This is a genomic window from Pseudoalteromonas sp. SCSIO 43088 (genome assembly GCF_023650795.1).
Classification (GTDB): Bacteria; Pseudomonadota; Gammaproteobacteria; order Enterobacterales; family Alteromonadaceae; genus Pseudoalteromonas; species Pseudoalteromonas shioyasakiensis.
Map to the genome: position 1 here is coordinate 158,475 of NZ_CP072675.1, position 26,518 is coordinate 184,992.

28 protein-coding genes are annotated in these 26,518 nt (G+C 42.3%); 18 read left to right on the forward strand and 10 right to left on the reverse strand.

The window, feature by feature from the left end; all coding sequences use genetic code 11:
- The first annotated feature begins 13 nt into the window (after positions 1 to 13).
- Both J8Z28_RS00770 and J8Z28_RS00775 read left to right on the forward strand, forming a co-directional pair.
- Positions 14 to 628 carry a trimeric intracellular cation channel family protein gene (locus J8Z28_RS00770; RefSeq protein ID WP_054563935.1) on the forward strand — a complete coding sequence of 205 codons (615 nt, stop codon included), beginning with the start codon at positions 14 to 16 and terminating at the stop codon, positions 626 to 628.
- 38 nt (positions 629 to 666) lie between these two features.
- A complete protein-coding gene (locus J8Z28_RS00775; protein WP_062564683.1) occupies positions 667 to 2,178 on the forward strand; it encodes a YifB family Mg chelatase-like AAA ATPase in 1,512 nt (503 codons plus the stop codon).
- An 8-nt stretch (positions 2,179 to 2,186) separates the two neighbouring features.
- On the opposite strand, the gene J8Z28_RS00780 is transcribed toward J8Z28_RS00775, so the two are convergent.
- Entirely contained in the window at positions 2,187 to 2,891 is a 705-nt protein-coding gene (locus J8Z28_RS00780; RefSeq protein ID WP_062564684.1) for a response regulator transcription factor, read from the reverse strand.
- Between the two features lie 165 nt (positions 2,892 to 3,056).
- Positions 3,057 to 5,552: an alpha/beta hydrolase family protein gene (locus J8Z28_RS00785; protein ID WP_250659706.1), complete on the reverse strand. Its 2,496-nt coding sequence runs from the start codon at positions 5,550 to 5,552 to the stop codon at positions 3,057 to 3,059.
- A 144-nt stretch (positions 5,553 to 5,696) separates the two neighbouring features.
- Between J8Z28_RS00785 and J8Z28_RS00790 the strand changes: the two genes are divergently transcribed.
- Positions 5,697 to 6,761: a hemolysin family protein gene (locus J8Z28_RS00790; protein WP_054563948.1), complete on the forward strand. Its 1,065-nt coding sequence runs from the start codon at positions 5,697 to 5,699 to the stop codon at positions 6,759 to 6,761.
- On the opposite strand, the gene J8Z28_RS00795 is transcribed toward J8Z28_RS00790, so the two are convergent.
- Positions 6,758 to 7,978: an EAL domain-containing response regulator gene (locus tag J8Z28_RS00795; protein ID WP_062564686.1), complete on the reverse strand. Its 1,221-nt coding sequence runs from the start codon at positions 7,976 to 7,978 to the stop codon at positions 6,758 to 6,760. The genes J8Z28_RS00790 and J8Z28_RS00795 overlap by 4 nt on opposite strands.
- A 175-nt stretch (positions 7,979 to 8,153) precedes the next feature.
- Between J8Z28_RS00795 and J8Z28_RS00800 the strand changes: the two genes are divergently transcribed.
- The gene (locus J8Z28_RS00800; protein ID WP_062564687.1) at positions 8,154 to 9,170 is read left to right on the forward strand and encodes a metalloprotease; all 1,017 of its coding nucleotides are present in this window, start codon (positions 8,154 to 8,156) and stop codon (positions 9,168 to 9,170) included.
- Positions 9,171 to 9,832: 662 nt separating this feature from the next.
- Here the strand turns inward: J8Z28_RS00800 and J8Z28_RS00805 are convergent.
- Entirely contained in the window at positions 9,833 to 11,146 is a 1,314-nt protein-coding gene (locus J8Z28_RS00805) for a short-chain fatty acid transporter (RefSeq protein WP_062564689.1), read from the reverse strand.
- A 115-nt stretch (positions 11,147 to 11,261) separates the two neighbouring features.
- Complete coding sequence (locus J8Z28_RS00810) at positions 11,262 to 12,215, reverse strand: chemotaxis protein CheV (protein ID WP_062564690.1); 954 nt, start codon at positions 12,213 to 12,215, stop codon at positions 11,262 to 11,264.
- Between the two features lie 145 nt (positions 12,216 to 12,360).
- On the opposite strand from J8Z28_RS00810, the gene J8Z28_RS00815 reads away from it, so the two are divergent.
- Together J8Z28_RS00815 and J8Z28_RS00820 are read left to right on the forward strand one after the other, a co-directional pair.
- Entirely contained in the window at positions 12,361 to 13,425 is a 1,065-nt protein-coding gene (locus J8Z28_RS00815; protein ID WP_054563927.1) for a potassium channel family protein, read from the forward strand.
- A gap of 43 nt (positions 13,426 to 13,468) precedes the next feature.
- Entirely contained in the window at positions 13,469 to 13,681 is a 213-nt protein-coding gene (locus J8Z28_RS00820; protein WP_054563926.1) for a hypothetical protein, read from the forward strand.
- Between the two features lie 26 nt (positions 13,682 to 13,707).
- Here J8Z28_RS00820 and J8Z28_RS00825 read toward each other — a convergent pair whose 3' ends face one another.
- Together J8Z28_RS00825 and J8Z28_RS00830 are read right to left on the reverse strand one after the other, a co-directional pair.
- Positions 13,708 to 14,739 carry a hypothetical protein gene (locus tag J8Z28_RS00825; protein ID WP_055199361.1) on the reverse strand — a complete coding sequence of 344 codons (1,032 nt, stop codon included), beginning with the start codon at positions 14,737 to 14,739 and terminating at the stop codon, positions 13,708 to 13,710.
- A gap of 85 nt (positions 14,740 to 14,824) precedes the next feature.
- Positions 14,825 to 15,286 (reverse strand): EVE domain-containing protein, encoded by a 462-nt coding sequence (locus J8Z28_RS00830; protein ID WP_062564691.1) that lies wholly within the window; start codon positions 15,284 to 15,286, stop codon positions 14,825 to 14,827.
- Between the two features lie 79 nt (positions 15,287 to 15,365).
- Here J8Z28_RS00830 and tesB point away from each other — a divergent pair, with 79 nt between their 5' ends.
- Complete coding sequence (gene tesB / locus J8Z28_RS00835; RefSeq protein ID WP_054552365.1) at positions 15,366 to 16,223, forward strand: acyl-CoA thioesterase II; 858 nt, start codon at positions 15,366 to 15,368, stop codon at positions 16,221 to 16,223.
- On the opposite strand, the gene plsB is transcribed toward tesB, so the two are convergent.
- On the reverse strand, positions 16,220 to 18,670 hold the full coding sequence (gene plsB / locus J8Z28_RS00840) for a glycerol-3-phosphate 1-O-acyltransferase PlsB (RefSeq protein WP_062564692.1): 2,451 nt from the start codon (positions 18,668 to 18,670) through the stop codon (positions 16,220 to 16,222). The two genes, tesB and plsB, sit on opposite strands and share 4 nt — an antisense overlap.
- 431 nt (positions 18,671 to 19,101) lie before the next feature.
- Here plsB and rpsJ point away from each other — a divergent pair, with 431 nt between their 5' ends.
- The 11 genes from rpsJ to rpsQ are packed head-to-tail and all read left to right on the forward strand — an operon-like array spanning position 19,102 to position 24,069.
- Positions 19,102 to 19,413, forward strand: coding sequence for a 30S ribosomal protein S10 (gene rpsJ, locus J8Z28_RS00845; protein ID WP_002957900.1), 312 nt, complete (start codon positions 19,102 to 19,104; stop codon positions 19,411 to 19,413).
- Positions 19,414 to 19,440: 27 nt separating this feature from the next.
- Complete coding sequence (gene rplC / locus J8Z28_RS00850; protein WP_036974218.1) at positions 19,441 to 20,076, forward strand: 50S ribosomal protein L3; 636 nt, start codon at positions 19,441 to 19,443, stop codon at positions 20,074 to 20,076.
- A gap of 17 nt (positions 20,077 to 20,093) precedes the next feature.
- The gene (rplD, locus tag J8Z28_RS00855; protein ID WP_054552367.1) at positions 20,094 to 20,699 is read left to right on the forward strand and encodes a 50S ribosomal protein L4; all 606 of its coding nucleotides are present in this window, start codon (positions 20,094 to 20,096) and stop codon (positions 20,697 to 20,699) included.
- Positions 20,696 to 20,998 (forward strand): 50S ribosomal protein L23, encoded by a 303-nt coding sequence (gene rplW, locus J8Z28_RS00860; protein ID WP_054552368.1) that lies wholly within the window; start codon positions 20,696 to 20,698, stop codon positions 20,996 to 20,998. Before rplD ends, rplW begins: the two co-directional genes overlap by 4 nt.
- Positions 20,999 to 21,015: 17 nt before the next feature.
- Positions 21,016 to 21,840, forward strand: a complete 825-nt coding sequence (gene rplB / locus J8Z28_RS00865) for a 50S ribosomal protein L2 (RefSeq protein WP_054552369.1) — start codon at positions 21,016 to 21,018, stop codon at positions 21,838 to 21,840.
- Positions 21,841 to 21,856: 16 nt separating this feature from the next.
- Entirely contained in the window at positions 21,857 to 22,135 is a 279-nt protein-coding gene (rpsS, locus tag J8Z28_RS00870) for a 30S ribosomal protein S19 (RefSeq protein ID WP_010376377.1), read from the forward strand.
- Positions 22,136 to 22,149: 14 nt separating this feature from the next.
- A complete protein-coding gene (gene rplV, locus J8Z28_RS00875; protein WP_004588690.1) occupies positions 22,150 to 22,482 on the forward strand; it encodes a 50S ribosomal protein L22 in 333 nt (110 codons plus the stop codon).
- Between the two features lie 11 nt (positions 22,483 to 22,493).
- Entirely contained in the window at positions 22,494 to 23,195 is a 702-nt protein-coding gene (gene rpsC / locus J8Z28_RS00880; protein WP_054552370.1) for a 30S ribosomal protein S3, read from the forward strand.
- Between the two features lie 12 nt (positions 23,196 to 23,207).
- Positions 23,208 to 23,621, forward strand: a complete 414-nt coding sequence (rplP, locus tag J8Z28_RS00885; protein WP_036974208.1) for a 50S ribosomal protein L16 — start codon at positions 23,208 to 23,210, stop codon at positions 23,619 to 23,621.
- Positions 23,621 to 23,812, forward strand: coding sequence for a 50S ribosomal protein L29 (rpmC, locus tag J8Z28_RS00890; protein WP_054552371.1), 192 nt, complete (start codon positions 23,621 to 23,623; stop codon positions 23,810 to 23,812). Before rplP ends, rpmC begins: the two co-directional genes overlap by 1 nt.
- A complete protein-coding gene (rpsQ, locus tag J8Z28_RS00895; protein WP_054552372.1) occupies positions 23,812 to 24,069 on the forward strand; it encodes a 30S ribosomal protein S17 in 258 nt (85 codons plus the stop codon). Before rpmC ends, rpsQ begins: the two co-directional genes overlap by 1 nt.
- A 203-nt stretch (positions 24,070 to 24,272) precedes the next feature.
- Here the strand turns inward: rpsQ and J8Z28_RS00900 are convergent, their stop codons facing one another.
- Positions 24,273 to 25,157, reverse strand: a complete 885-nt coding sequence (locus J8Z28_RS00900; protein WP_062564693.1) for a hypothetical protein — start codon at positions 25,155 to 25,157, stop codon at positions 24,273 to 24,275.
- Positions 25,158 to 25,286: 129 nt separating this feature from the next.
- Positions 25,287 to 26,480 carry a dipeptidase gene (locus J8Z28_RS00905; protein WP_250659707.1) on the reverse strand — a complete coding sequence of 398 codons (1,194 nt, stop codon included), beginning with the start codon at positions 26,478 to 26,480 and terminating at the stop codon, positions 25,287 to 25,289.
- Between the last annotated feature and the right edge of the window lie 38 nt (positions 26,481 to 26,518).

Below are 26,518 nucleotides of genomic sequence, written 5' to 3' on the forward strand. Positions count from 1 at the left end.
TTTAGTTACAAACATGACTGAACTTTACCATTGGTTTGATTTATTCGGCGTAGCCGTGTTTGCAGTTTCTGGGACGCTACTGGCGTACAACAAGAAAATGGATGGCTTTGGGGTTGTTGTGTTAGCCACAGTCACTGCTATTGGCGGTGGGACTGTACGCGACGTTATTTTAGATGTTCCTGTATTTTGGCTACATGATCAAAGCTATTTCTGGGCTATTTTATTGTCTGTATTTGTCACCACTCGATTAATCAATAAGCAGCGTTCTATTTCACTTAATGCGCTGCAAGTGGCAGATGCTTTCGGTTTGGCATTTTTTGCGGTGATGGGCACACAAAAAGCCATGCTAGCAGGTATGCCAGATACCACCGCGATTATCATGGGTGTAATAACAGCCTGTTTTGGCGGTGTTATCCGTGATGTGCTGGCTGGAAATATGCCGATGCTATTAAAGGGCGAGCTCTATGCCATTGCTTGTATCGCTGGTGGCATTGTTTATACATTAAGTATTTCGCTGGGTTTAGTGACCGAAGTAGCTATGATATTAGCCATGCTAATGACCTTATCACTGCGTTTAGCTGCAATGAAATGGCAACTGACATTACACGTTTTTAAATATCCCGACTAAACTTAATTTAAGGATGAATGATAGGGACATCATGGATCGTGTCTTTAGCTAGAATATTTTCTCGTGCACAAGTGGGTGTGCAAGCTCCTGAAGTGATTGTAGAAGTACACTTAGGAAATGGCTTGCCAGCTTTTCATATCGTTGGCTTACCTGAAGCGTCAGTCAAAGAGTCAAAAGATAGAGTGCGTAGCGCACTCGAAAACTCTCAGTTTGGTTTTCCAGATCAACGAATAACCGTCAACCTTGCGCCTGCTGATTTACCTAAAGAAGGTGGCCGTTTTGACTTGGCTATTGCTGTGGGTATTTTAGTCGCCTCTGGGCAAATAAGCTGCCCTGATATTCATCGTTATGAGTTTTACGGAGAGTTGGCTTTAAATGGTGAGGTAAGAGGGGTCAATGCTATTTTACCTTCGGTGTTAGGAGCGAAAGAGCAGGGTCGCTGTTGTTTCTTACCCGCCGAAAACGACAATCTCGCAAGTCTTGTGTCGGGCGTTTCTCGAAAAGCCGTTTACTCCTTACAAGATGTTTGGAATGACTTATTAAATCAGCAACCCCTGCCACTTAATATTAGCTATCCTGAGCAGCAGTCGCAGCGTGACTCGCTACTCGATTTAAGTGATGTGAAAGGCCAACCTGGTGCCAAACGAGTACTCGAAATAGCAGCCGCTGGTGGCCATAATTTACTGTTTCTTGGCCCTCCAGGTACTGGCAAGTCAATGCTTGCCCAGCGTATGCCTACGATTATGCCAACCATGTCGGATGATGAAGCAATTAGCACTGCCGCGTTATATTCGATAATTGGTCAATCGGTTGATTTATCGAATTGGCGTGAGCGACCCTTCAGAAATCCACATCATACTTGCTCTGCTGTGGCTCTTGTTGGTGGCTCTTCGAATCCTAAACCGGGGGAAATTTCTCTTGCCCATAATGGCGTCTTGTTTTTAGACGAGTTGCCCGAATTTGAGAGAAAAGTGCTCGATTCACTGCGTGAACCAATGGAAACGGGCGTGGTGACTATATCGCGAGCGGCACGACAAATGGAATTTCCATCGCAATTCCAGCTGATCGCCGCATTAAACCCTAGCCCCACAGGAAGCCATACAGATAAGCGTGCAACGCCAGATCAAGTATTGCGGTATTTATCTCGAGTATCTGGACCATTTATCGATAGGATTGATTTACAAATTGAGCTGCCGAGACTCACCAGTAGCCAATTACAGAGCACGCAAGTAGAAGAAAGCAGTGAACAAGTAAGAGCCAGAGTTGAAAGAGCTTATGCAATTCAACTTAATCGGCAAGGCAAAGTGAATGCGCGCTTGAATAATAAAGAAATGAGCATTCATTGTGAGTTGGCAGCTGCTGAGCTGCAGTTTTTAGCAAAAGCCAGCGAAAAACTGGCTTTGTCACCACGCTCGTATCATCGTGTTATTAAAGTTGCACGCACAATTAGCGACTTGAAAGCACAGCCAGCAATTACCTTGAGTGAATTAAAAGAGGCGTTGAATTATCGCGCCTTTGAACGGTTAATTAGCCAATTAACGCAGTATTAGTAAGCTTGCTAAATAGAGAGCATGTAGCCTTTGCCGCGAACGGTAACGATACGTTTTTGGTCTTTTTCATCGCTTAATTTTTTACGTAAGCGGCCAATGAGCACATCAACGGTTCGATCGCTTGGGCTCCAATCTGGTTGACCTATTTCTTCGGAAATTTTTTCACGCGATGTCGCTTTACCCGCATTTGCAATAAGGCAAATAAGTACCTTGTGCTCTGCTTCGGTAAGACGAGACTCTTCACCATTAGGGGTCACTAATGTGCGGTTATCTGGGTGCAGTTTAAAGTCGGCATATTCAATAAACTCTTCACTCTCATCATCTTGCTGAGAGCCTTTTATGCGCTTAAAAAGAGCGCGCATTCTTAGTTCAAGTTCAAGTAAGTCAACCGGCTTGCAAATATAGTCATCGGCACCTTGTGCAAGACCAGCAATACGGTCAGCTTGCGAGTCACGACTAGACAGCACAATAACGCCAATATCAGTCAGTGCATTAAGTTCTTTGGCAAGCAAAAGTCCATCGCGTTTTGGTAACACAATGTCGATAACGGCTAGAGAAACTGCTTCTTTAGTTGAAGCACGCGATTGCACAATGCTTAATGCATCGGCCCCCGTTGAATCTACCTCAATATTAAACTCAGTTTCTTTGAAATGATTAAGAATGCGTTTAACGAGTAGTTCGTCGTCTTCAACCAATAAAACTTGAATAGTCATTCGCTTTAATTTCACACTTGATTTGTTGTTATGTTAGCACTGTATGGCAAAGGCTGAGAAGTGTATTGGCGAGGTTTGTAACTATTTCTTACAATTTAATGGCTTAGCTATAGTTGAAAAGGGTGAAAGCTGAGCACTCACACAGTACTCAGCCAAGTGATTAAACTACTTTTCAGGATAAAGGTATTGCCACCATTGTGGCTGATCTTTTAAGTTTTTATCGAAATAAGCCAACATGGTATTCCACCAGTCGAAGCGTTTATCACGAGCAAAAATTTGGTGATCTGCACCTTTGTACTCAATCAGGTCAACATCTTTACCTAATAACTTTAATGCCGTGTACATATTGTGGCTTTCACCAACCGGTACGTTGGTATCCGAATCACCATGAAGGAGTAATAACGGCGTTGTTACTTTGTCAGCATGAAACACCGGGCTGTGTTGGCTATAAAGTGTAGGATTGTTCCACGGGTAGCTATTTTTAGATGCCTCAGCTGAGTATAAGTAACCCCACCAACCTTGGCCCCAGTACGAGGTGATATTTGAAATCCCTGCATGGGCAATCGATGCACTGAACATATCTGTTTTAGTTGCGAGTAGCATGGTCATAAAGCCACCGTAAGAGGCCCCTAAATTACCTACACGCTTACTATCTACAAAGCTATATTTATCTAAAAAGGCTTTTGTGCCGTCGATGATGTCGTTGGCGGTGTATTCACCCCATGCGTTGACGTGTTTAGCCGAAAATTCTTGGCCAAAGCCGGTTGCGCCAGTAGGTTGTACAACGTAAACAACATAGCCATGCTCAGCCCATAGGTTAAATGGGTAGCGACCGGTAAAACCACGAGTTACTGGCGATGTACCGCCATAATAATAAACCAGCGCAGGATATTGCTTATTGCTATCTAAATCATGCGGTAAATAAACGCGACCCTTAATTTCAATGCCATCTTTATTAGTAAAGTTAAACTCTTCCAATGAGGCTACTTGCGTATTTTCATAGCCAATTGGCTTAGAGTCCCACATTACTTTAGCGCGGCTCTTACCTAAGCTTAGTTGTTTTAACTGCTGAGGTGTTGACGCTGTGGTGCCGGTAACCAAAATGCGCGGGGTGCGTTCGTGTGAATAGCTAACTTGCTCAACAACATCAAAGCCCGTATTCACTTTATTAAAACGCTTTTTGCTTAAGTCGAATTGATAAAGTTGTACAGTATCTTGCTCGGTAACTTTAATCAGTGCATCACCGTTTTTAAGCACGTTTAACTGGCCGATAGCCGGGTTAAACTCTTTACTTAAAGGGGTTACTTTTTTACCGTCACGGCTGAGTAAATAAAGTTGACCATCATAGTTATTAGCAAGCATCCCCTCAGGAAGGTTACGACCTAAGCCATTATTAAAATCTGGTCCGGCAGTGACATAAATTCCGTCGTCAGTATATTTAGCCTGATTAAATGTATTGTATTGACCAAGTACCGTAAGAGCCGATGTAGCTAGGTTTAGCTCAACAAGTTCTGTTGCTGGCTGTGGTGATAGCTGCATTGCTTGTGCTGAGCGGCTCATTAAGACGCGACCGCTTTTAGTGTCAAAATCTTCAAGTGAATGGCTAAGTGGGCCTTGGCTTAAGATTTTGCTAAGACCTGTTGGTATATCGAGTAAATATACTTGCGATGTAGTGCGAGCATAAGACCAACGGTCTTGCAGGCCTTGGTAATGCTTAGTGAGCTTGCCATTGTCTGTTGGAGACTTTGACCAACTAAAAATTAAGCTGTTGTTATCAAAAAACTGAAAGCTATTCGCACCAGAGAGGTTTTTAGCAATGACGCTAAGTTGCATGGTTTTTAGGTTTAAACGCTTAAGCTCGCCATTTAATAAATACACTAAACTTTTGCTATCTGGGCTCCAAGTAATGTTACTTGGTTGGGCTGACTCAAAGCGATAAAGTGTATTGTTTTTTGCGTCTTTAAGTTCAGTAACATATTGCGCTTGATTAGCGGTTGCATCTTCGTAATGACGTTGGCTAGTAATGAAGTAATCACCATTTGGTGCCATTGAAATATAACTGACTGTTGGCGCATCAAATAATTGCTTAGCAGACAAACCGTGTTGTTGTTTAGCGCTAAATTGCACAGTATCTAGTTCTGACTTAGCCGTAAAATCAAGTTCAACCTCATTCCAGTTGGCTACTTGCTCAGTGATGATAACAAACTGATGATCGCCTTGGCTTAAAGCTAGCTCATAGCTTTTATTTTTTTCTGTTTGCTTTTCACCATCAATAAATAGCTGTGCGTTCTCAATGCCTTTAAGTGTTAATGAGCCTTGGCTAAAACGTTCAGTTGAGGCGGTAAATTTGAGTGCCTGTAAACCACCAAGTGTTAGCGCACTCACTTTGTCGAATGATTGCCAGTCAAGCTCATTACCAAAAACGCGTATGCTATCGGTGCTTTTTTGCAAGCTAGGTAATAGGTTAGCAATAATGGCATCGCGATGATCCGTTTGATATGGCTTAAGTTGCATATCTGCGCCAAGAGGGCCAATAAATTGCACCGCTGATTTATCAATGGCAGCGGCCATCGCTGTATTACTTAACGCACATAACGCTAAGGCACTGAATGTTGTTTTTAGCTTGGCTGATTGGCTTAGCCAAGTAGTTGAAAGTGTCATAGTTTCGCCTGTTGAAGGTAATTTAAACCAATATAGCACGCTGCAAATTACCCAAAAAGTGCTCTGCGTTAGATTGCAGTCGGGTTTGAGCTTGTGGTTTTCAATTGCTATGGTGAGCAGGTTAACTTTTTAAGAGGGCTTACAGTGACATTGTTACTTGTTTATATGTTTGTTGCCATTGCGGTTTCGTTTTTGTGCTCAGTGATGGAGGCAGTACTGTTAAGTATTACACCAAGTTATGTTGCCATGCTCAGAAAACAGCAACCACAATTGGCAAAACGTGTTGGTAAGCTTAAAGACAATATAGACCAACCGTTGGCGGCAATACTTACGTTAAATACCATAGCGCACACTGCTGGTGCCGCTGGCGTTGGCGCACAAGCTGCGGTGGTGTTTTCAGATGCTGCGGTTGGCGTTGCCTCTGCAATTATGACGTTATTGGTACTGGTGCTTTCTGAAATTATTCCTAAAACATTAGGAGCTAATTATTGGCGAGGGTTAACACCCATTGTTAGTGTGAGCCTAATTTGGTTGGTGTTTATTCTAAAACCCTTTGTGTGGTTTGCAGACATTTTAACGCGCTTTTTAGGGCGTAATTATGATGAAGCCTACTATATTCGCCAAGAAATTGAAGCCATGGCTGATATTGGTACTGAGTCTGGAGCGCTTGGGCAAGATGAATCTGAAATCATTCGTAGCCTGCTGCACTTTCGTCATGCCAAACTCGATACCTTAATGACACCACGTACGGTGCTTTTTAAAGTACATAAAGACTTAACCGTAAACCAATACTTGGCGGAGCATGGTTCTTCATCGTTCTCTCGAGTATTGGTTTATGACAAAAATGGTGATGATATTATTGGTTTTGTGCATAAAAATGACATTATGCTGGCTTATCATCGCCTGGGTGAAGACTATAAAATTAGCAAGCTTGTTAAGCCTATTTACACCGTACCAGAAACCTTGCATGTGCCGACCTTACTCGAAACCTTACTATCTGAGCGCACGCATATTTGTTTGGTCGTGGATGAATACGGTGATGTACAAGGTATTGTCACCCTTGAAGACTTAATTGAAGCATTAATGGGGCTCGAGATTGTAGATGAACATGATCAATCAGCCAATATGCAAAAAGTCGCCAAACAGCGTTGGCGACAACGTTTAGCATCGAGTAATACCATCGTCAGTGACGATAAGCGTAAACCTTAGCGGCGATGTCCTGCTGCAGTTTTTACCATTTGCCGCCATGAAAGTGACCAATTTAAAAAGTCTTCTTTAGCTTTCGGGCGGCACAGCAAAAAGCCCTGCATTAAAATAAACTCTTTGTAGCGGTCGAGGTATTCAAGCTCTTCAACTCGCTCAATCCCTTCGGCCACAATAGCGAGATCTTCTTGTATCGCTATATTCACCAAGCTACTAACAATCACCTGGGAAAACTGATCGGTTTCAATATTACTGATCAGGGTGCGATCGATCTTAATTTCGGTAAACGGCAGCGTTTTTAGCTGCTGAACATTGGTAAAGCCAGTCCCAAAGTCATCAAGTGAAATACCAAAACCGCGCATTCGTAAACGGTTGAGTGTTTCGAGTTGTGCAGTGCTGCGAAGAGCATACTGTTCGGTAATTTCTAAAATCACTTCACTGGGTGTTAGATTGTTAAGGTGCAGTATTAAAGCCAGTTTATCTGGGCAGCTTAAGTCCTCGAGTTGCGAAGGGGATAAGTTAAACGCCAGTTTTAAGTTGGGATCAAACTGCTCTTTGATTTCTGCAAAATCGTTAGTGGCTTTTTCAAATAATTGAAAAGTAATAAGGTTTATTAAATCTAGGTCTTCAGCGATACAAATGAAGCGCTCCGGTAAGATAATTTCCTCTTCTTGGCTTGTGTTGATACGGGCAAGCACCTCAATACTTTCAACCCGATTATCGTGGCGATTTATCTTAGGTTGATAAAACGGAATAATTTCATTATGACTGATGGCATGTAGTAACAGCGACTCAGAAATAGGGGTTTTTGTACGCTCAACATGAATAGCAAAGTGCTCAAGCTTTTGCAGTAGTAAATACACTTGATTAAGTTGCACGGGTTTAGTGACGTTACCAATTAAGTGAGCGTTATGCTTACGAGCAAGGTCTGCGGCAAGGTCTATAACTTTAGGATCCATCTCAGAAATAATGGCAATTGCACCTTGGTACTTCATGGCACCTAAGTGGCGAATAAGCTCCATACCATCCATATCTGGCATATTGAGGTCGGTAAAAATAGCATCAAAGAATCGAGGTGCTTTTTTAATTTTTTCTAAAGCTTCTTCTGCACTTAGGCAGGTTGTGATGTGCGGAACCTCAAGCTCATTCAAAATGGCATGCATAACAATCAGGATGGCTTTTGAGTCATCCACTACGAGAATGTGTCTATTTGACTTCACCATATTCACTCCATGAACAAGAACGCTATAGTTAAAAGTAGTAGGTAAACGGTGTTTCGTCATGTTTTTTGCTTGTTTTGTGGTGCGAAAAATATACCTCCTTGTACCTAAAGGAAATTCGTAATTTTGTAAGGCCTCAGTATAATAGCCGCACTTTTTATTCGTATTTATAAGAACTATGGTCAGACTTCAGCTGAGCCTCGCAGACGAAACCTTTATTTTGCATTTAAACGGCTCACAGTTAATTCAGCTTTTTCATCAACAACAAGCAATCGCCTTCGATAACCCAGAGTCAGATCTTTATGAGTTTGATTTTCAGGGGCAGCGTATTGGTCTTGATACTAGTAAAGTGCACGAAAAAAGCTTAGCAATCTTTGTTAACCAGCAGCAGGTGAGCCAACTTGCTTTACCTGAGTTACAAGAAGCTGAACCAAAACGCGGCATTATTGGTTTGCTGGCACTGGGCTTTAAATTATTCAAAAGTGCAAAAGTCGTGAAAGCGGCTTTAGCGGGGGCTTCGGTGGCAGGCTATGCGTGGTTATTTTCCATTGAATTTGCCTTGATGCTAATTGCTTGCTTGGTGGTGCATGAATATGGTCATGTGCGTGCTATGAAATATTTTGGCATTAAAACTAAAGGTATTTACCTTATTCCCTTTGTCGGTGGTTTGGCTGTTTCTGATGATAAGATTACCACCAGATGGCAAGATGTGGTGATCTCACTCATGGGGCCCGCTTTTGGCTTAATTACCTCTGTGCTGGGAGTAGTGCTTTACTACGCCACTGAAATGGAAATATTCGCCGGGGTGGCGGTACTCAGTGCACTGTTAAACCTATTTAACTTGTTACCTATTCTGCCCCTAGATGGCGGCCATGTACTTAAAAGCATTAGTTTTTCGATGCGTTCATGGATAGGCCTTAGTGTGTGTTTATTAGGTGTGTTATTTGGCTTGTGGTTAAGTTACACCTTTGGCTTGATGCTACTGGTGTTTTTCTTATTTGTAGGGGCTCTTGAGATTATCTTTGAATGGCGCGGACGTCACTACTCACACCTCATCCCTCTCGATACTTATGGACAAGGTTTTTCAGCGGTAATGTACGCACTGGTTGTTGCAGGGCACGTTGCGGTGATGATGCACTTTGCTGACTCACAAAGCCCAATCCTAAGTTTGCCAATGAAGATATTAGCAAGTTAATTAACATTTAAGTACTAAGTTATATTCAGCTTAGTGCTTAAATTCACGTTAGTGCATATAAATCCTTATTTAAATGACTAAGCATTAAATTTAAATAAGGATACTATTTGAGAAAGTTCCGATTTATAGAAACTAGAATATTTAGCTAATCTTAAACCCAAGAGGAACATTAAAAGGACTTTGCCATGAGCTTGTTCAGAAGGGAGGCGACTGTGCAACAAAGTGAGCAGTTAGTATGTGTAATCACTTTAGCACAGACATTATCTATTAAATTAAATGGAGATTGTTTTGTTCATGAAGCAGTTTTTATTTAGTTTCTTTATCACTTACATCATAACCAGAGTTGCTTTTTTTAGTTTTGATTTTTCTATTTCAAAAAGTAGCAGCTTGGTAGATTATTTTATCGATATATCTGCGTTTATTTTAGTGTACCTTGTTGTTTCTAAGATCGTTTGTTTTGTATTAAAAAGAGATAAAAGAAGCGAGAGCAGTGATTCTAACTTTAAGTGATAGACTGTAGTTTTGGTAGAATGAAGCACTGATTCAGCGGTGATTTAAGACCGAATGAGAGTTTTGGTTACCTTTGGTTAACAAACCGTTTTGAAGAGGGGCTCTCGCTATGAGCTTTTGCCCCTCTCTAATAGGTGATGTTTATAAAGCTTTTAAGGGTAAAAACTCAGCATTAACGATATAAACACGCCGGTGATGATCAGCTGCACAAGGCAAAAGCCCATGATGTCTTTTGCTTTTAAGCCGGCAATAGCAAGTACGGGGAGTGCCCAGAACGGCTGAATAAGGTTAGTCCAAGCATCGCCCCATGCGACAGCCATAGCAACCCGTGGCATATCCGCGCCAAGTGTTTGTGCGGCTGGAATAACAATCGGCGCTTGCACTGCCCATTGGCCGCCGCCTGATGGCACAAATATATTCACAAACCCTGCACTTAAAAAACTCCAAAAAGGCAGTGTTTCGGCTGTTGCAATGGCAATAAATCCTTCAGAAATTTGTTGAGCAAGTCCCGTTTTTACCATAATCGCCATGATCCCCGCATAAAATGGAAATTGAATCACAATGCCAGCGCCACTAGGGATTGCTTGCTGTAAGCTGCTAAGTAAATTATGCGGTGTTTGATGCAGTAAAATTGCGCTAAATAAGAATATTGCGATCACGCTATTTAAGTTTAAGCCGCCTCCGTTAAGCACAAAATAATAGAATAAATAGGCAAGACCAAAGGCACCTACCCCCATACCAAGCAAACGACTATGCTCTATTACTTCGGCAGGGCGGGTAGGCATATCTGCTTGCTGCGATTCATCTTCAAGCTTTGCAGGGTCAACATAAACACTGTCTTTTTCGCTCGGCAACATATAGCGATTTACCAGCGGCATGATAATAAATAAGCCCACAACAATAGCGATATTAAATGCCGAAAAAATTGTGTTTTCGGTGCCTATTACCCCAATACTTTGCTCTGCAAAGTGGCCATCGGTTGCGATTGTTAGCGGCACTGAACCGGCTAAGCCGCCATGCCAAACAATAAAACCTGAATAGGCACTGGCCACTAACAAACGGTAATCAACGCGGGTATGTTTCGCAATTACTTTGGCGAATAAAGCGCCAATCACTAAACCAAAGCCCCAATTTAGCCAGCTTGCCAATAAAGACACGAGCGTAACGAGTATAATCGCTTTGGCAGGGCTGTTGGCAAGAGTCGCGAGTTTGTTGAGTATACTGCGCATCACTGGGGTACTCGCTAGCATGTAGCCCGTTAGCAACACTAGCAGCATTTGCATGGCAAATTGTAATAGGTTCCAAAATCCACCACCCCAAGCCGCGAGCACTTGCGTGGGCGTTGACGGCGTAAAGAGGCTCGCAACGATAAAGCTCAGCAAGGTGAGTAATATAACAAATACAAACGGGTCGGGTAGATAACGCTCTACTAGTTTAGTGAATGGTTTAGCAACGCGATTTAGCATAGTTTTTATTGTTGTCGTCGAATCGATAATGCCAATAAATCATGAATAACGATGGTTGGCAAATTGCGACGTCGTTGCTTTAGCTTATGCCTTTAAAAACTGATGCTAAATGCGCTTACTGTGAATCTTGCTCTAGCACGGCTTTTAAGCGGGCTTGAACTTCTTCTACTAATAGTATTGGCTGGAACTTTGATAAGAACGCATTACAGCCAACCTTCTCAACTAAAGCTTGGTTAAAGCTACCACTCAAAGAGGTATTAAGCACAATATGTAGGTTCTTCATGCGGCTGTCGTTACGAATTTCGTGTGTTAAACGGTAACCATCCATTGCTGGCATTTCAGCATCGGTGATCACCATGAGTAATTCTTTCTCTACATCTTTACCTTGATCAGCCCAGCCTTTTAGCATTTCGAGTGCTTCAAGCCCGTTACGAGCAGGTATGATTTCAATGCCAAGTTGCGACAAGGTATCGCTTACTTGCTTACGAGCAGTTGGCGAATCATCGGCGTGAAGAATTTTGCGGCCTGCAAATTCGTTCACGATGCTTTTATCAAGAATGTCTTCAGATATTTGGACTTCGTACTCAACGATTTCTGCGAGCACTTTTTCTACGTCGATAATTTCAACCAGCTGCTCTTGGCCATCGCGTTTTACTTTCGTTAAGGCTGTTAGGTAATGATTTTTACCAATTGCAGTTGGTGGCGGCATAATATCTGACCATGTCATATTGATGATTTGATCAACTTTACCAATTAAAAAGCCTTGCACGGTACGATTGTACTCGGTGATAACGAGGTTTGTATCTTCGATGTGTTTAGCTTCAGGCATGTTTATCGCTCTGCGCAAATCAATCACCGGAATTGATTCACCACGAATATTTACAACCCCAGAAACTTTAGGGTGGGCGTGGGGAATTTTGCTAATTTGCGGTAACTTCACCACTTCTTTAACTTTAAACACATTGAGAGCGAATAAGTGGCGACTGTGTAGGTAAAATAGTAAAAGCTCTAAGCGGTTTTCACCGACCAGTTGCGTACGCTTATCGACGGAAGCAAGAACACCTGACATATTTCACCCTAAACACCTAATACAGAGATAGTATAGTCTACTATCATTTTTCATCGACATGCATTAGTAATTTTCCATCAGTTGCCAAAATGCAAGCATTACAGTACCGTATCGATAATTTCCTCCACTATAAATCGCAAGGATCATGCATCATATATTTAATCGTTTAGTGGTACTTATTCGCAGTCACATTGATCAAGTAAGTTGGCAGGCTGTGGTATTTACTACGCTTTTGCATATGCTACTTATTTGGTGGCTGCTTATGCTTGCAGGAGAGCAAGCGCTCACACCACTTAGTACTTATTTTTATTATTATGTAGTAACTACATCTACAGTTGGTTATGGCGATTTTAGCGCAAGCACCGAGCTTGGCCGTTGGATTGTCGCATTGCTGCAAATACCTTTTGGTTTAGCATTATTTGGCGTTCTGTTAGGAAAGACAGGGCAAACAGTAACTTATTTAATTAGGCGCGCTATGACGGGTGATAAAAGCTTCGCACATATAAACAATCACATTATTATCTTTGGTTGGCACGATACACGTACTAAAAAGATGGTTGACTATATATTGGCCGATCATAAACGCTTAGATCGTCGTATTTTATTGGCGGTTACTGAACAAATGGAACATCCGTTTTTAGCAAATCCTATGGTTGATTTTGCTCGTCTAAGTAGCTTTACTGACTTAGATGAGTTGAAAAGAATTGCCATTGATCGCGCCGACAAAATTATCATTGATGGCCAAGATGATGACCAAACGTTTACAACAGCCCTGCGCATTAGCAAGTTGGTCAATGAACAGTGCCACATTAGCGCGCACTTTACTGATGAAACTAAAATCGAAATGCTACATGAGCATTGCCACAATGTAGAATGTAGCAGTGCTAAGTCAGCCGAGATCTTAGTGCGCTCAATGCAAGACCCTGGTTCAAGTCGTGTGCAAGAAGAGCTGTTATCGACACTACATGGGGATACTCAATTTAGTTTACCAATTCCAAAAGGCGTGCAAGCAATGGAGTTTGGCAAGCTGTTTCATCACTTTAAATATAGTCATGATGCTATATTACTGGGTGTCGCACATAATTTGAGTGCAAAAAATATGGACTTAAACCCGCCACTTGATTATGTAGTAAGTGAGGGAGATATTTTGCATTATATAGCTGCGGAGCGTGTTTTGAGCGACGAAGTTGATTGGTCAGCGTTGGTATAGTACCAATCCGCAATAATACTTTTAATTAAGCGAATTGGTATTTATGAACGAAGTTGTGTTTTTAATTATTGTACTCAGTGCCTACATTTTACCTGTGGTCATTGTGCTCAATAGTAAACGCACTCAAGGCCACGAAAAGAATGCTTGGTTAATAGGTATCATCTTCTTTTCGTGGTTAGCTTTGGTAATGTACTTAACAATCATCCCTAAACACGGGCGGGTCAAAAAGCATCGCAAAGTAAAACCTAAGGGTTAACTGACCTAAAGCTGACAGCAGCTGTGTCACTTCAACTGTTTTAGTTTATGATCTATCACAGGATCATCGGGTGAGAGTTGCTGAGCCACTTCTAAGACCTTAATTGCATCGTTTGGGTGCTCATCTTGATGTTTGATTGCAACATCAATCAGCGGTTGCACATCAATCGCATCTTTTTGCTCTTGCATGTGCTCGGCTTTTTCTTCAGCTAAAATTGTATGCGCGGTGCTTAGTAAGGCTAAACGATGTGGCGAACTCTTGTTTGCCTTGTTTAGACGACGATAATAATCTTCTTTAAAGCGCAGCGTTTTGGTTTGCTGGCGGAATTGGGCTATATCAACTTGCTGGTGGCTAATAAAATCAACAGCAACATCTTTATAAAAGCCAAACTTATTTAAATATGTTGCATGAACACTATGGCCCATACCAAACACGCGTAAGTGGGTTAGTTGTGGGTAACGTTTAGCATGAGCTCGGTCGATGCGATTCGTTGGGTCGTAAATAATATAACCCTTTGCATGGCCTAAATCTAAATCGTGGTAGTCACCGTTCCAATCAAATTTTTGCGCGATGTCGGTACTTGAACGGTCATCCCATGGCGCTTTTTCTTTGTTTTTTGTGCTAACTGGGTGAAAGAGTAAAACCTTGTCTAGCTTTAATAGATTGGCAAAGGCGCCAACGGCAAAGCCTCCTCGACTCAATCCATAACCTAACCGCTCTTTGAACCCGCCAATCAGTGGTGCTAGCTGTTCAATAAAAAACAACAGATTACGGTGCCTAAACCAGTTGCTAATGCCTAAATGTTGAAAGGCGATGATATTCACATCTTGCTTTTTCGCGAGCTTATAAGCCCAAGGCGAAAAATCATCATTGATATCATGTTCTTGATAATTTGTTCCAGCAGGAGAGAAGGTAATTAGCAGGGGCTTATTGGCATCAATGATATGGTATTTCACATAAACATCACCGAGCAAATCACCACCAGTCATAGGAACACGGCTTTGTTGCTCATCGCGTGGGAGATTGGTCCATTCCTCTAACCAATACAATAATTTCATACATCCCCCACGTTACCTCTAAAATAAAGGGGCAAAATTATAGCAAAAATAGCAGCTAATTAAAAATGGCCGCTACTTTATATGCTTAGCCCTCGCTCATTGCGATGATCTGTTGCCAGTCATGTTCGGTGACAGGCATTACTGACAATCGGCCGCCTTTTTTAAGAGCGATTTCGGTAATTGACTCATTGGCTTTAATCGCCTGCAGGCTAACTAGCTTTTTAAGGTGTAATTGGTATTGCACATCGACTACAAACCAGCGCGGGTTATCAGCAGTTGCTTTGGCATCGTAGTAATCGCTATTTAAATCAAACTGTGTTGGGTCGGCATAAGCTTCGCGAGTCACCGTAGCGATACCTGCAACACCCACCTGTTTACAACTTGAATGATAAATCATTACCAAGTCACCTTGCTTGATACCATCGCGCAGAAAGTTGCGGGCTTGATAATTACGCACGCCATCCCACATAGAGGTTTGCTCAGGTGCGTTTTTTAGATCATCAATTGAAAATGCATCGGGTTCGGTTTTAAAAAGCCAATAAGCCATAATGAGGTGCTCTTACAAAGATTTACTTCCAATTAGTCTATAGTATCATTAAACGCTTGTCGGGATTGAGGATAAATAAATGAGCCAAGTATTAGATGACCTACTGTCATTAATGTCGTTAGAAGAGATTGAGCAAGGCTTGTATCGCGGGCAAAGCCAAGATTTAGGATTTAGAGCTGTATTCGGTGGCCAAGTAATGGGCCAAGCTCTATCTGCCGCAAAAGAAACATTACCACAAGGGCGTATTGTTCACTCTTTACACTCTTACTTTTTGCGCCCGGGTGATGCTGCAAAGCCGATTGTCTATGATGTAGAAAATATCCGTGATGGTAAAAGTTTTAGTACTCGCCGTGTAAAAGCAATTCAATATGGTAAGCCGATTTTTTACATGACTGCTTCTTTCCAAGGTGAAGAAGAGGGCTTATCACACCAAGCGCAGATGCCTGATGTACCACAGCCTGAAGAATTAAAGTCATCGCTTGAATTTTACCAAGCAAATGCAGAGCTTATTCCTGAACCAATTCGAAATAAGTTCATCCGAGAAGTACCAATTGAAATGCGTCCTGTGACCTTTCATAACCCATTCAAACCACAAGTGATGGAGCCAGTTAAGCATATTTGGTTTAAAGCTAATGGTGAGATGCCTGACGATCAGCGCATTCATAATTACTTACTTGCGTATGCATCTGACTTTGAGTTTTTACCAACTGCATTACAGCCGCACGGCGTATCGTTTATGCAGCCGAATATGCAGGTTGCAACGATTGACCATGCAATGTGGTTTCACCGCCCGTTTAGACTAGACGATTGGATTTTATATTCGATTGATAGCCCAAGTGCGAGCTCTGGTCGTGGTTTGGTGCGAGGTCAGTTCTTTGACCGTCAAGGCAATTTGGTTGCCTCAACGATCCAAGAAGGGGTTATGCGTCAGCGTTAATCTTTTACGTGCTGAGCTTGGCTTTGCACTATATCGTCAATTGACTGCCAGACCCGTGCTGGCAGCAATGCTTTAAGATATAAATACACTTCACACAGCTCATTGCTACCCGTTAAGCCTTGCTCTGTTTCGGTAATTAGCTTTTGCTCTCGCAAGCTTGAAATAAAACCAATAAGTACTTTTTTGTCGAAGAACTCAGGGGTTTTAATGCCGTGCAAGGTACCTAAGCGCTCAGCTAACACTTGGCTTTCATGTTCAAGTTCTTCACGCTCAATACCACTGCTAGTTTGAATAAAGCCAACCACGATAGCGTAGCGTTGCAGTGTTAAGCTTAGGGCGCGACCGAGCATTTCGAGTTTCGCTAAGCAATCGTTGCTGTTAGTGATCTTGATATTATCGCCATCAATTTCAATCAGGTCTTGATCAACGAAACTAGCGAGAACACGCGTAATGTAGTTTTCATCTAACTCATGCAAGAACCACTCTTTGGCAAACAGTGGGTAAAAACGTGCAATCAAGGCTTGGCAATCAGCCATGGTAGTTTGATGTGCTTTGAATAAATGCAGCGCCAATAAGCTCGGTACTGCAAATAAGTGCAACACGTTATTACGGTAGTAGTTGAATAGTGTTTTTTCTTTATCGTTAATCGCGATAATTTCGCCAAACTCATCACTGATCACATCAAACTTATTAAGTTTAAGTGCATGCTCTAGCAGCTGCTCGGCGCTTTCGTCTGGTGTGGTCACCTTTTCGCTGTAGCTTGCGCTTCGCTGTAAATGTAAATAAAACTCAAGCTGAGCAATCAGCTTAGGTTTACTTAACGCGTGTTTATCATTTACCAGTAATATCATCGCAAGTAGATTCACTGCATTGAGTGCAGCGGCGCTATTAATATTAACCATTACCTTATCAGCGAGGTTAGCGACTTGTGGTCCAAGCCATTGTGGTTTCTGAACATCAGTTGGGTGAATCGACTCTCGCCAATCAGGTTGTTGATCATTGAGATATTGGTTTATCGATATAGGGTCGCCAAAGTTTAAATAACCACGACCATAGTTTTTAAGGTTTTTAATTGCCTTAAAGATACCTAATACCGACTCACCTTTTTTATCGTTACCGGCAAGCTCTTTTAAGTAAGTATTAATTTCCATTACGTGCTCATAACCAATGTATACAGGCACAATTGAAATAGGGCGGTCTATGCCACGTAACATAGCTTGTAATGTCATGGCGAGCATACCTGTTTTTGGCGGTAACAAGCGACCAGTACGGCTACGACCACCTTCAGTGTAAAACTTTACTGAATAGCCTTTAATAAATAACTGGCTCAGGTACTCTTTAAATACTGACGAATACAGTTTATTGCCCGCGAATGAGCGGCGAATAAAGAAAGCACCACTGCGACGGAAAATCCCCCCTGCTGGGAAGAAGTTTAAGTTGATACCCGCAGCGATATGTGGCGGAACTAAGCCTAAATGGTAAATAGAATAGGTCAGCAATAAGTAATCCATGTGCGAGCGGTGACATGGCATATAGATAATCTCGTGGCCTTTATCTGTAAGCTCATGCACCTGCTCAGAAAACTTAATATCAATCCCGTTATAAAGCTTATTCCACAGCCAAGTTAAAATACGGTCTGCAACACGAATGGTGGCATCGCTATAATTGGCGGCAATCTCATCAAGTAGCTTCAGCGCATTTTGGCGAGCTTGCTCTTGGCTGATGTTTTTTTCTTTCGCTTCTATTTGAATTGCTTTTTTTATTGTTGGTGAGGCAAGAAGCGAATTAAATAGCTGCTCACGTGATGGCATTTTCGGGCCTGTCGCTGCCAATTTTTGACGACGAAAGTGCACGCGGGCTACACGTAAAAGCTTATGTGGTAGTTCATCAACCTCAGCTTTTTCATTGACCAATAACGATAAATCGAGCGGCTGACTAAAGCGAATAAAGTTATCGCGCCCAGAAAATAGCAACACAAAGAATTTACGAAACCAGCTGGGTGTTAATGAATGAGACACCAAAGTACCTAAACCTGGCTTTTCTTTGCCCGGATTACGACCCCATAAAATCGTCACCGGGATCACTTGGACGTTTTTCTCACCTGATTGCATCAGGTGGTCAATAATTTGTTTGCCTTGCTGCAGGGCATTGCTTGGTTTGCTTTTGTTACCAAATAGCGGTGGTGGGTTTTGAATACCGATAAAGCGATCAAGTTCTGCATTACCTAATAACTGCTCTTCGGTCGGGTTAGGTAAGCCGTATTTTTTACATACCCTTGCCAGTGCCGCTAAATCAGAGCGTGCATTTAGCCTAACAATATAAAAAGTAGGGTTGGCTGGGTTTAGGTTGTATTGTTCAATCGGATTTTCTGGCAGCACCTTACTTTTTACAAACAAGCGGTTCATACCGGCAGAAATGAAATTTAAACAACGATTAATGATACGCATCAACTCACCAAAGTTATTAGTAGATATTAAATAGACCGAGTCTGGTCAAAAATAAGCGGCATAGAATAACAATTATTAACTGGACTGACCATTTAAAAGCGATTTTCTAGCCTCTTTACTCGCACAAGTATAATTTAAAGACGCTAATGTTATTGATAAAGTTCGAAAATTAAACAAAATTTAATTTAGACCTTTGAGATTTTCAAAATAGTTGTTGCATTTATCACCAATCTATCTATAATACGCAGGCTTTCAAAATTCCCTCGGGAACTTGGAAGGAAAGATTAAGCTTGGATTTCAAGCTAATAAACAGGAATTCCGATTTGGAATTCATCGTAGATATAAGAAAGCAGCCGACATCTTAGTTATTAAGATTGTTTCGGTCGTTTTTTTATGCTCTTTTTAAATGCTCTTTATATTGAGGTTTAAGAATGTCAAATCAACGCATTCGTATTCGCCTAAAAGCTTTTGACCACCGTTTGATTGACCAATCAACGGCGGAAATCGTGGAAACTGCGAAACGCACTGGCGCACAAGTACGTGGTCCAATCCCACTACCTACACGCTTTGAACGTTTTACTGTACTAACTTCACCGCACGTTAACAAAGACGCGCGTGATCAGTACGAAATCCGCACCCATAAACGTCTGATCGACATCGTAGAACCAACTGACAAGACTGTTGACGCTCTAATGCGTTTAGATCTTGCTGCTGGTGTTGATGTTCAAATCAGCCTGGGTTAATCGGAAGATTAGAGAGGTTTTAGGAAAATGGCATTAGGTCTAGTCGGTCGTAAAGTGGGTATGACACGTATCTTCACTGAAGATGGTGTATCTATCCCTGTGACAGTTATCGAAGCGACACCTAACCGCATTGCTCAGATCAAATCTGAAGCAACTGACGGTTATAACGCGCTTCAAGTAACCGCAGGCACTAAAAAAGCAAGCCGTGTAAACAAAGCTGCAGCGGGTCACTTCGCTAAAGCTGGTGTTGAAGCGGGTCGCGGTCTGTGGGAATTCCGCCTAAATGGTGGTGAAGGCGATTTTGAAGTAGGCGCTGAGCTTACTGTTGAATTATTCAACGAAATCAACAAAGTTGACGTAACCGGTACTTCTAAAGGTAAAGGTTTCCAAGGTGGTGTTAAGCGCTGGAACTTCAGCATGCAAGACGCTACTCACGGTAACTCTCTATCTCACCGTGCTCCTGGTTCAATCGGTCAAAACCAATCACCTGGTAAGGTGTTTAAAGGTAAGAAAATGGCCGGTCACATGGGTGCTGAGCGTGTAACGACTCAAAACTTAGAACTAGTTCGCGTTGACGCTGAGCGTAACCTGCTTTTAGTTAAAGGTGCAGTACCTGGCGCTATCGGCGGTGACGTTATCGTTAAACCAGCTGTTAAAGCATAAGTCCTGGAGATTTAGTGATGGAATTAGCAATTAAAGACGCTTCTGGCGCTCTTGAAGTTTCTGAAGCTACTTTTGGACGTGAGTTTAACGAAGCATTAGTACACCAAGTAGTTGTTGCTTACGCAGCAGGTGCTCGTCAAGGTACTCGTGCTCAGAAGACACGTTCTGAAGTAAGCGGTGGTGGTAAAAAACCATGGTCTCAAAAAGGTACTGGCCGTGCACGTGCTGGTACAATTCGTAGCCCAATTTGGCGTTCAGGTGGCGTTAGCTTCGCAGCTAAACCACAAGATCACAGCCAAAAAGTAAACCGTAAAATGTACCGCGGTGCGATCAAAAGCATCTTATCTGAATTAGTTCGTCAAGAGCGTTTAATCGTTGTTGAACAGTTTGGTCTTGAAGCACCAAAAACTAAAGAACTAGTTTCTAAGCTTAAAGAACTTGAGCTTAAAGATGTTCTAATCGTGACTGAAGAAGTAGATGAGAATCTTTTCTTATCGGCACGTAACCTATACAAGGTTGACACGCGTGATGTAGCTGGTATCGATCCTGTAAGCCTAATCGCTTTCGATAAGGTACTTATTACAGCTGCTGCTGTTAAGCAACTTGAGGAGGCGCTAGCATGATCCGTGAAGAACGTCTTTTAAAAGTGATCCTTGCTCCACACATCTCTGAAAAAAGCACTATCGCTGCTGAAGAGAACAACACGATTGTTTTCAAAGTAGCTTCTGATGCAACTAAAGCTGAAATCAAAGCTGCAGCAGAAAAGCTTTTTGAAGTAGAAGTAACTGGTGTTCGCACACTAAACGTTAAGGGTAAAACAAAACGTACTGGCATGCGTTTCGGTCGTCGTTCAGACTGGAAGAAAGCTTACGTTACTCTTAAAGAAGGTAGCGAGCTAGACTTTGTCGGCGGCGCCGAGTAATAAGGGGAGTTAGAATTATGGCACTTCAAAAGTGTAAACCAACTTCTGCGGGTCGTCGTCACCTGGTTAAAGTGGTTAACCCAGATCTACATAAGGGTAAACCTTACGCACCACTACTAGAGAAAAACTCTAAGTCTGGTGGTCGTAATAACAAAGGTCGTATCACGGTTCGTCACATCGGTGGTGGTCATAAGCATCATTACCGTGTAATCGACTTTAAACGCACTAAAGATGGCATTCCAGCTGTTGTTGAGCGTCTAGAGTATGATCCAAACCGTAGCGCAAACATCGCTCTTGTATTATATGCAGACGGTGAGCGTCGTTACATTATTGCACCTAAAGGCTTAAAAGCTGGTGATTCAATCCAATCTGGTATTGATGCACCAATCAAAGCTGGTAACACGTTACCAATGCGTAACATGCCTGTAGGTTCGACTGTTCACAACGTAGAATTAAAACCAGGTAAAGGCGCGCAAATCGCACGTTCTGCTGGTGCATACGTTCAAATCCTTGCTCGTGAAGGTCAATACGTAACTCTACGTCTTCGTTCTGGCGAAGTTCGTAAAGTTCCAGCTGACTGTCGCGCAACACTTGGTGAAGTAGGCAATGCTGAGCATATGCTTCGTTCACTAGGTAAAGCTGGTGCAAATCGCTGGCGTGGTATCCGTCCGACAGTTCGTGGTGTTGCCATGAACCCGGTAGATCACCCGCACGGTGGTGGTGAAGGTCGTACATCTGGTGGTCGTCATCCTGTGTCTCCATGGGGTAAGCCGACTAAAGGTGCTAAGACACGTAAGAACAAGCGTACTGATAAGTTTATCGTACGTCGTCGTACTAAATAATAGTTGAGGAATAGCCATGCCACGTTCTCTCAAGAAAGGTCCTTTTATTGACCTACACTTGCTGAAGAAGGTAGAGAAAGCGTTGGAAAGCGGTGACAAGAAGCCAATTAAAACTTGGAGCCGTCGTTCAATGATCATACCTAACATGATCGGATTGACCATCGCTGTCCATAATGGTCGTCAGCACGTTCCTGTGTTCATCACAGACGAAATGATCGGTCACAAACTAGGTGAATTTGCACCAACTCGTACTTACCGCGGTCACGCTGCGGATAAGAAAGCGAAGAAACGTTAAGAGGGGAATGATAAATGCAAGCATTAGCTAAACATAAATTCGCCTCTGGTTCGGCGCAAAAAGCACGTCTAGTTGCAGATCAGATCCGCGGACTTCCGGTTGATCGCGCTCTAGAAATCCTGGCGTACAGCCCTAAAAAAGCGGCTGTATTAGTTAAAAAAGTACTTGAGTCTGCTATTGCTAACGCAGAGCATAACGAAGGTGCTGACATTGATGAGCTTCGTGTAACTACGATCTTTGTGGACGATGGTCCAACAATGAAGCGTATTATGCCACGTGCTAAAGGACGCGCAGACCGCATCCTTAAGCGTACAAGCCACATCACTGTTGTGGTTTCAGATAGCTAGGAGTATAAGTAATGGGACAAAAAGTTCATCCTACTGGTATTCGCCTAGGTATCTCTAAACCTTGGGTTTCTACCTGGTACGCGAATTCAAAAGATTTCTCTGATCAGCTTTTTGGCGATCACAAAGTACGTACTTTCCTTACTAAGGAATTAAAAGCGGCTTCTGTGTCTAAAATCGTTATCGAGCGTCCAGCTAAATCTATCCGTGTAACAATTCACACAGCTCGTCCTGGTGTTGTTATCGGTAAAAAAGGCGAAGACGTTGAAAAACTACGTCAAGCAGTAACTAAGATTGCAGGTGTTCCGGCTCAGATTAATATCGCTGAAGTTCGTAAGCCTGAACTTGATGCACAACTAGTAGCTGACGGTATTGCGTCACAGCTAGAGCGTCGTGTTATGTTCCGTCGCGCTATGAAGCGTTCGGTACAAAATGCAATGCGCATTGGTGCAAAGGGTATCAAAGTTGAAGTTAGCGGTCGTCTTGGCGGTGCTGAGATCGCACGTTCAGAATGGTATCGTGAAGGTCGTGTACCTCTACATACTCTTCGTGCTGATATCGACTACGCAACTTCTGAAGCCTTAACCACTTATGGTATCATTGGTGTTAAAGTTTGGATCTTCAAAGGCGAAGTTATTGGTGGTTTACCACTAGTACAAGAGCAAGAGAAGCCAGCTAAACGCGCGCCAAAGAAAGCCAAAAAAAGTGCTAAGTAGAGGTAGCGAGTAATGTTACAGCCAAAACGTACAAAATTCCGTAAAATGCACAAAGGCCGCAACCGCGGTTTAGCGCAAAACGGTAACAAAGTAAGCTTCGGTACTTTCGGTTTGAAAGCTACTGGCCGTGGCCGTATGACTGCTCGTCAAATCGAAGCAGCTCGTCGTGCTATGACACGTCACGTAAAGCGTCAAGGTAAAATCTGGATTCGTGTATTCCCAGATAAGCCAATTACGAACAAACCATTAGAAGTTCGTATGGGTAAAGGTAAAGGTTCTGTTGAATATTGGGTTGCTGAAATTCAACCTGGTAAAGTACTTTACGAAATGGAAGGTGTTTCTGAAGAGCTTGCTCGTGAAGCATTTAACCTTGCAGCGCGTAAATTACCATTCACAACAACTTTCGTAACTCGGACGGTGATGTAATGAAAGCTAGCGAACTAAAAGACAAAAGCGTAGAAGAGCTAAATGCTGAACTTCTAGGACTTCTTCGTGAGCAGTTCAACCTGCGCATGCAAGCAAGCACTGGTCAGTTAGCTCAGACACACACGCTAAGAACAGTACGTCGCGATATCGCGCGTGTAAAAACAGTTATTAACCAGAAGGCAGGTCAATAATGAGCGATAAAATCCGTACTCTTCAAGGCCGTGTAATCAGCGACAAGATGGATAAATCTTTCACTGTTGCTATCGCACGTTACGTGAAGCATCCAGTATATGGAAAATTCATCAAACGTACGACTAAACTACACGTACATGACGAAAACAACACAGCTCAAACTGGTGACGTAGTTACTATTTCTGAGTGTGCTCCTATTTCTAAGACTAAGTCTTGGACTTTAGTAGACGTTGTTGAGCGTCCAAAGAAAGCTTAATTTTTAATTAAGTTTCCTTACTAAAAAGCCCCGGCATCTGCTGGGGCTTTTTGTTTTTAAAAATAGCTGGAAGCTTTCAGCTGTCAGACGTCAGATTAGATCGAGAAGGGGCTTTCATTTCAGTGTAAGAAAACAAAAATCATAGTTGCTATAGGTTAAACGGGATTTAGTTTGTCCTAGCACCTAGCACCTAGCACCTTCAATCATTTCCCCAGCGCTTTATCTATTTCTTCTCTTAACCGTGGGCCTTTTAGGTTTTCAGCCATGATTTCGGCAACTTTTGCATTACTGCTATTTTCAAGAGTGGTAATTCGTTCTGCTAAATCACTGGCATAACTATTGTTGCCGTCTCTTGTTGCACGGAAAAATTGGCCAATGAGGGCTGTGGCAGAAATATTGCGAACATAATCATTATCGTCAGTTTGTAACAGTTTTTGAAAGTGCTCAGCGAGCTTAGGCGATACGTTATTTTGGCGAGATAAATTCTCTAATGTACTGACACGAATTTTAGGATCATTAGTGTATTCGCTAATGCTTATCATGGCATCGATTACTGCATTTGCTTGGCTGTCGTCCAAGTCGCGTCTGAGCATGCCTAGGGTCATTTTTAGTTGCCCGTAAGCTGCTAAGCGCTCATTTTCGGACTTACTCAAATTGAGTAAGGTGGCAAGAGCTTCATTTATTGAGCTGTCGGCATATTGTGGGTCTGCTTTGATGCGTTCGCGGTAGTCATCAGGTAAATTACTTAGCCAGCCAAGCGCTGGATTTCTTTTCTCAATTTCGACTCGTCGCTCTTTTTCTTGCTGTTCCATTGCTTGTTTAACTAATGAGGCAAGTCGCTCAGGATCAATTGTTGGCGCTTGATTTTCAAGCTCGTGAATGCGTGTTTCGAGATCTAAAATATAGCCATGTAAGGCAACTAGATTTTCTCTGTCTTGCTCTGGAATGGTTAACTTTTTTAAGTTAGGTTTTGCTTGCTGAATAACTACAGGCTTGTCAGTCGAGTTTACTTTTGTATAGCTATAAATTGATAAGCCAAGTGCAATGCTTGCAAATGCCAGCGCAGTATTCCCTTGCCAAGTTGACATATCACATCATCCAAGTTGCTTTGTAATATCAGCAGATTAAAACAAGCTATTTGTATTATCAAATACTTATGATGATAAAAATAAAAAGCACAGCTAGTTAGCTGCGCTTTTAAATAGAGTTTGTGTCGATTAATGGGCTTTTGCGTATGCTTCAGCTTGTTGCCATACACGTAGCATATTGCCACTTAAAATCTTTTTGATGTCTTTATCACTATAACCACGGTCCATTAGACCTTGCACAAGGTTAGGATAGCTAGATACATCTTTTAAGCCAGTAGGTAGAGAGTCGCCTACACCATCGTAATCTGAGCCAATACCCACATAATCGATGCCAATTAGCTCAACTACATGGTCAATGTGATCAAGTACTTGTTCTAAGCTTGCAAATGGAAACGGGTTTTTAGCGCGATAAGCAGCATCAAAATCTTTGCTTAGCTTAGTACCGTCTTTTTTCTTTTCAGCCTTTGCTGATTTAAGTTGATCGTACCAAGAGCCTGCTTTTGCTGTAACAAAGCTTGAACCGAAGTTAATTTGAATAACACCACCATTCTTTTTAAGAGCTAACAGCATGTCGTCATTCATATTACGCTCAAAGCCTGGAGTGTATTTACGCAGTGACGAGTGTGAAGCAATCACGGGTACTTTCGAGATTTCCATAACTTGGTAAAACGCATCATCAGAAATATGTGATACATCAACCAGCATACCTATGTTGTTCATTTCTTTTACCAGCTCTTTACCGAATGGGCTCAGGCCTTTCCACTTACGACGAATATCATAAGATGAATCAGAAATGTGGTTACTCTGCGAGTGAGCTAGCGTGATGTAACGTACGCCACGCTCATAAAAGTGCTTAAGGTTTTTAATGTCGCCTTCGATAGGTGAGCCGTTTTCCATGCCCATAGCAATCGACATTTTACCTTGTTTAAACTGCTCTTTAATATCGGCAGTTGAGTCAGCAATAGCGAATTTACTTGGTGAGCGTTGCACAATCGCTTCCATAGAGTCGATTAGCTGATTTGCTAATTGATAGCTTTTACCTTTGCCTTCAAATTCTAGGTTTGCAGGAATGTAAATTGACATGAAAGGAGCGTTCAAACCACCTTGCACAGCACGCGGATAATCAAAGTCACCGTCGCTTGTAGCTTTGGTTACGTCAGCCCACTTGTTATGAATACGGTAAGGCACATCGATATGGGTATCGATTAAAATAGTGTCTTTTGCCAGTTTAATGGCTTTATCTGATGCAGTAACCTGATCTGCATTTGCTTGACCAATTAAGGCCAAAGAAACTGCGGCAACCAGTGAGCTTAGTTTTTTCATTTTTTAATGGCTCTTTAAGTTAAAAAGCCATTGTGAAG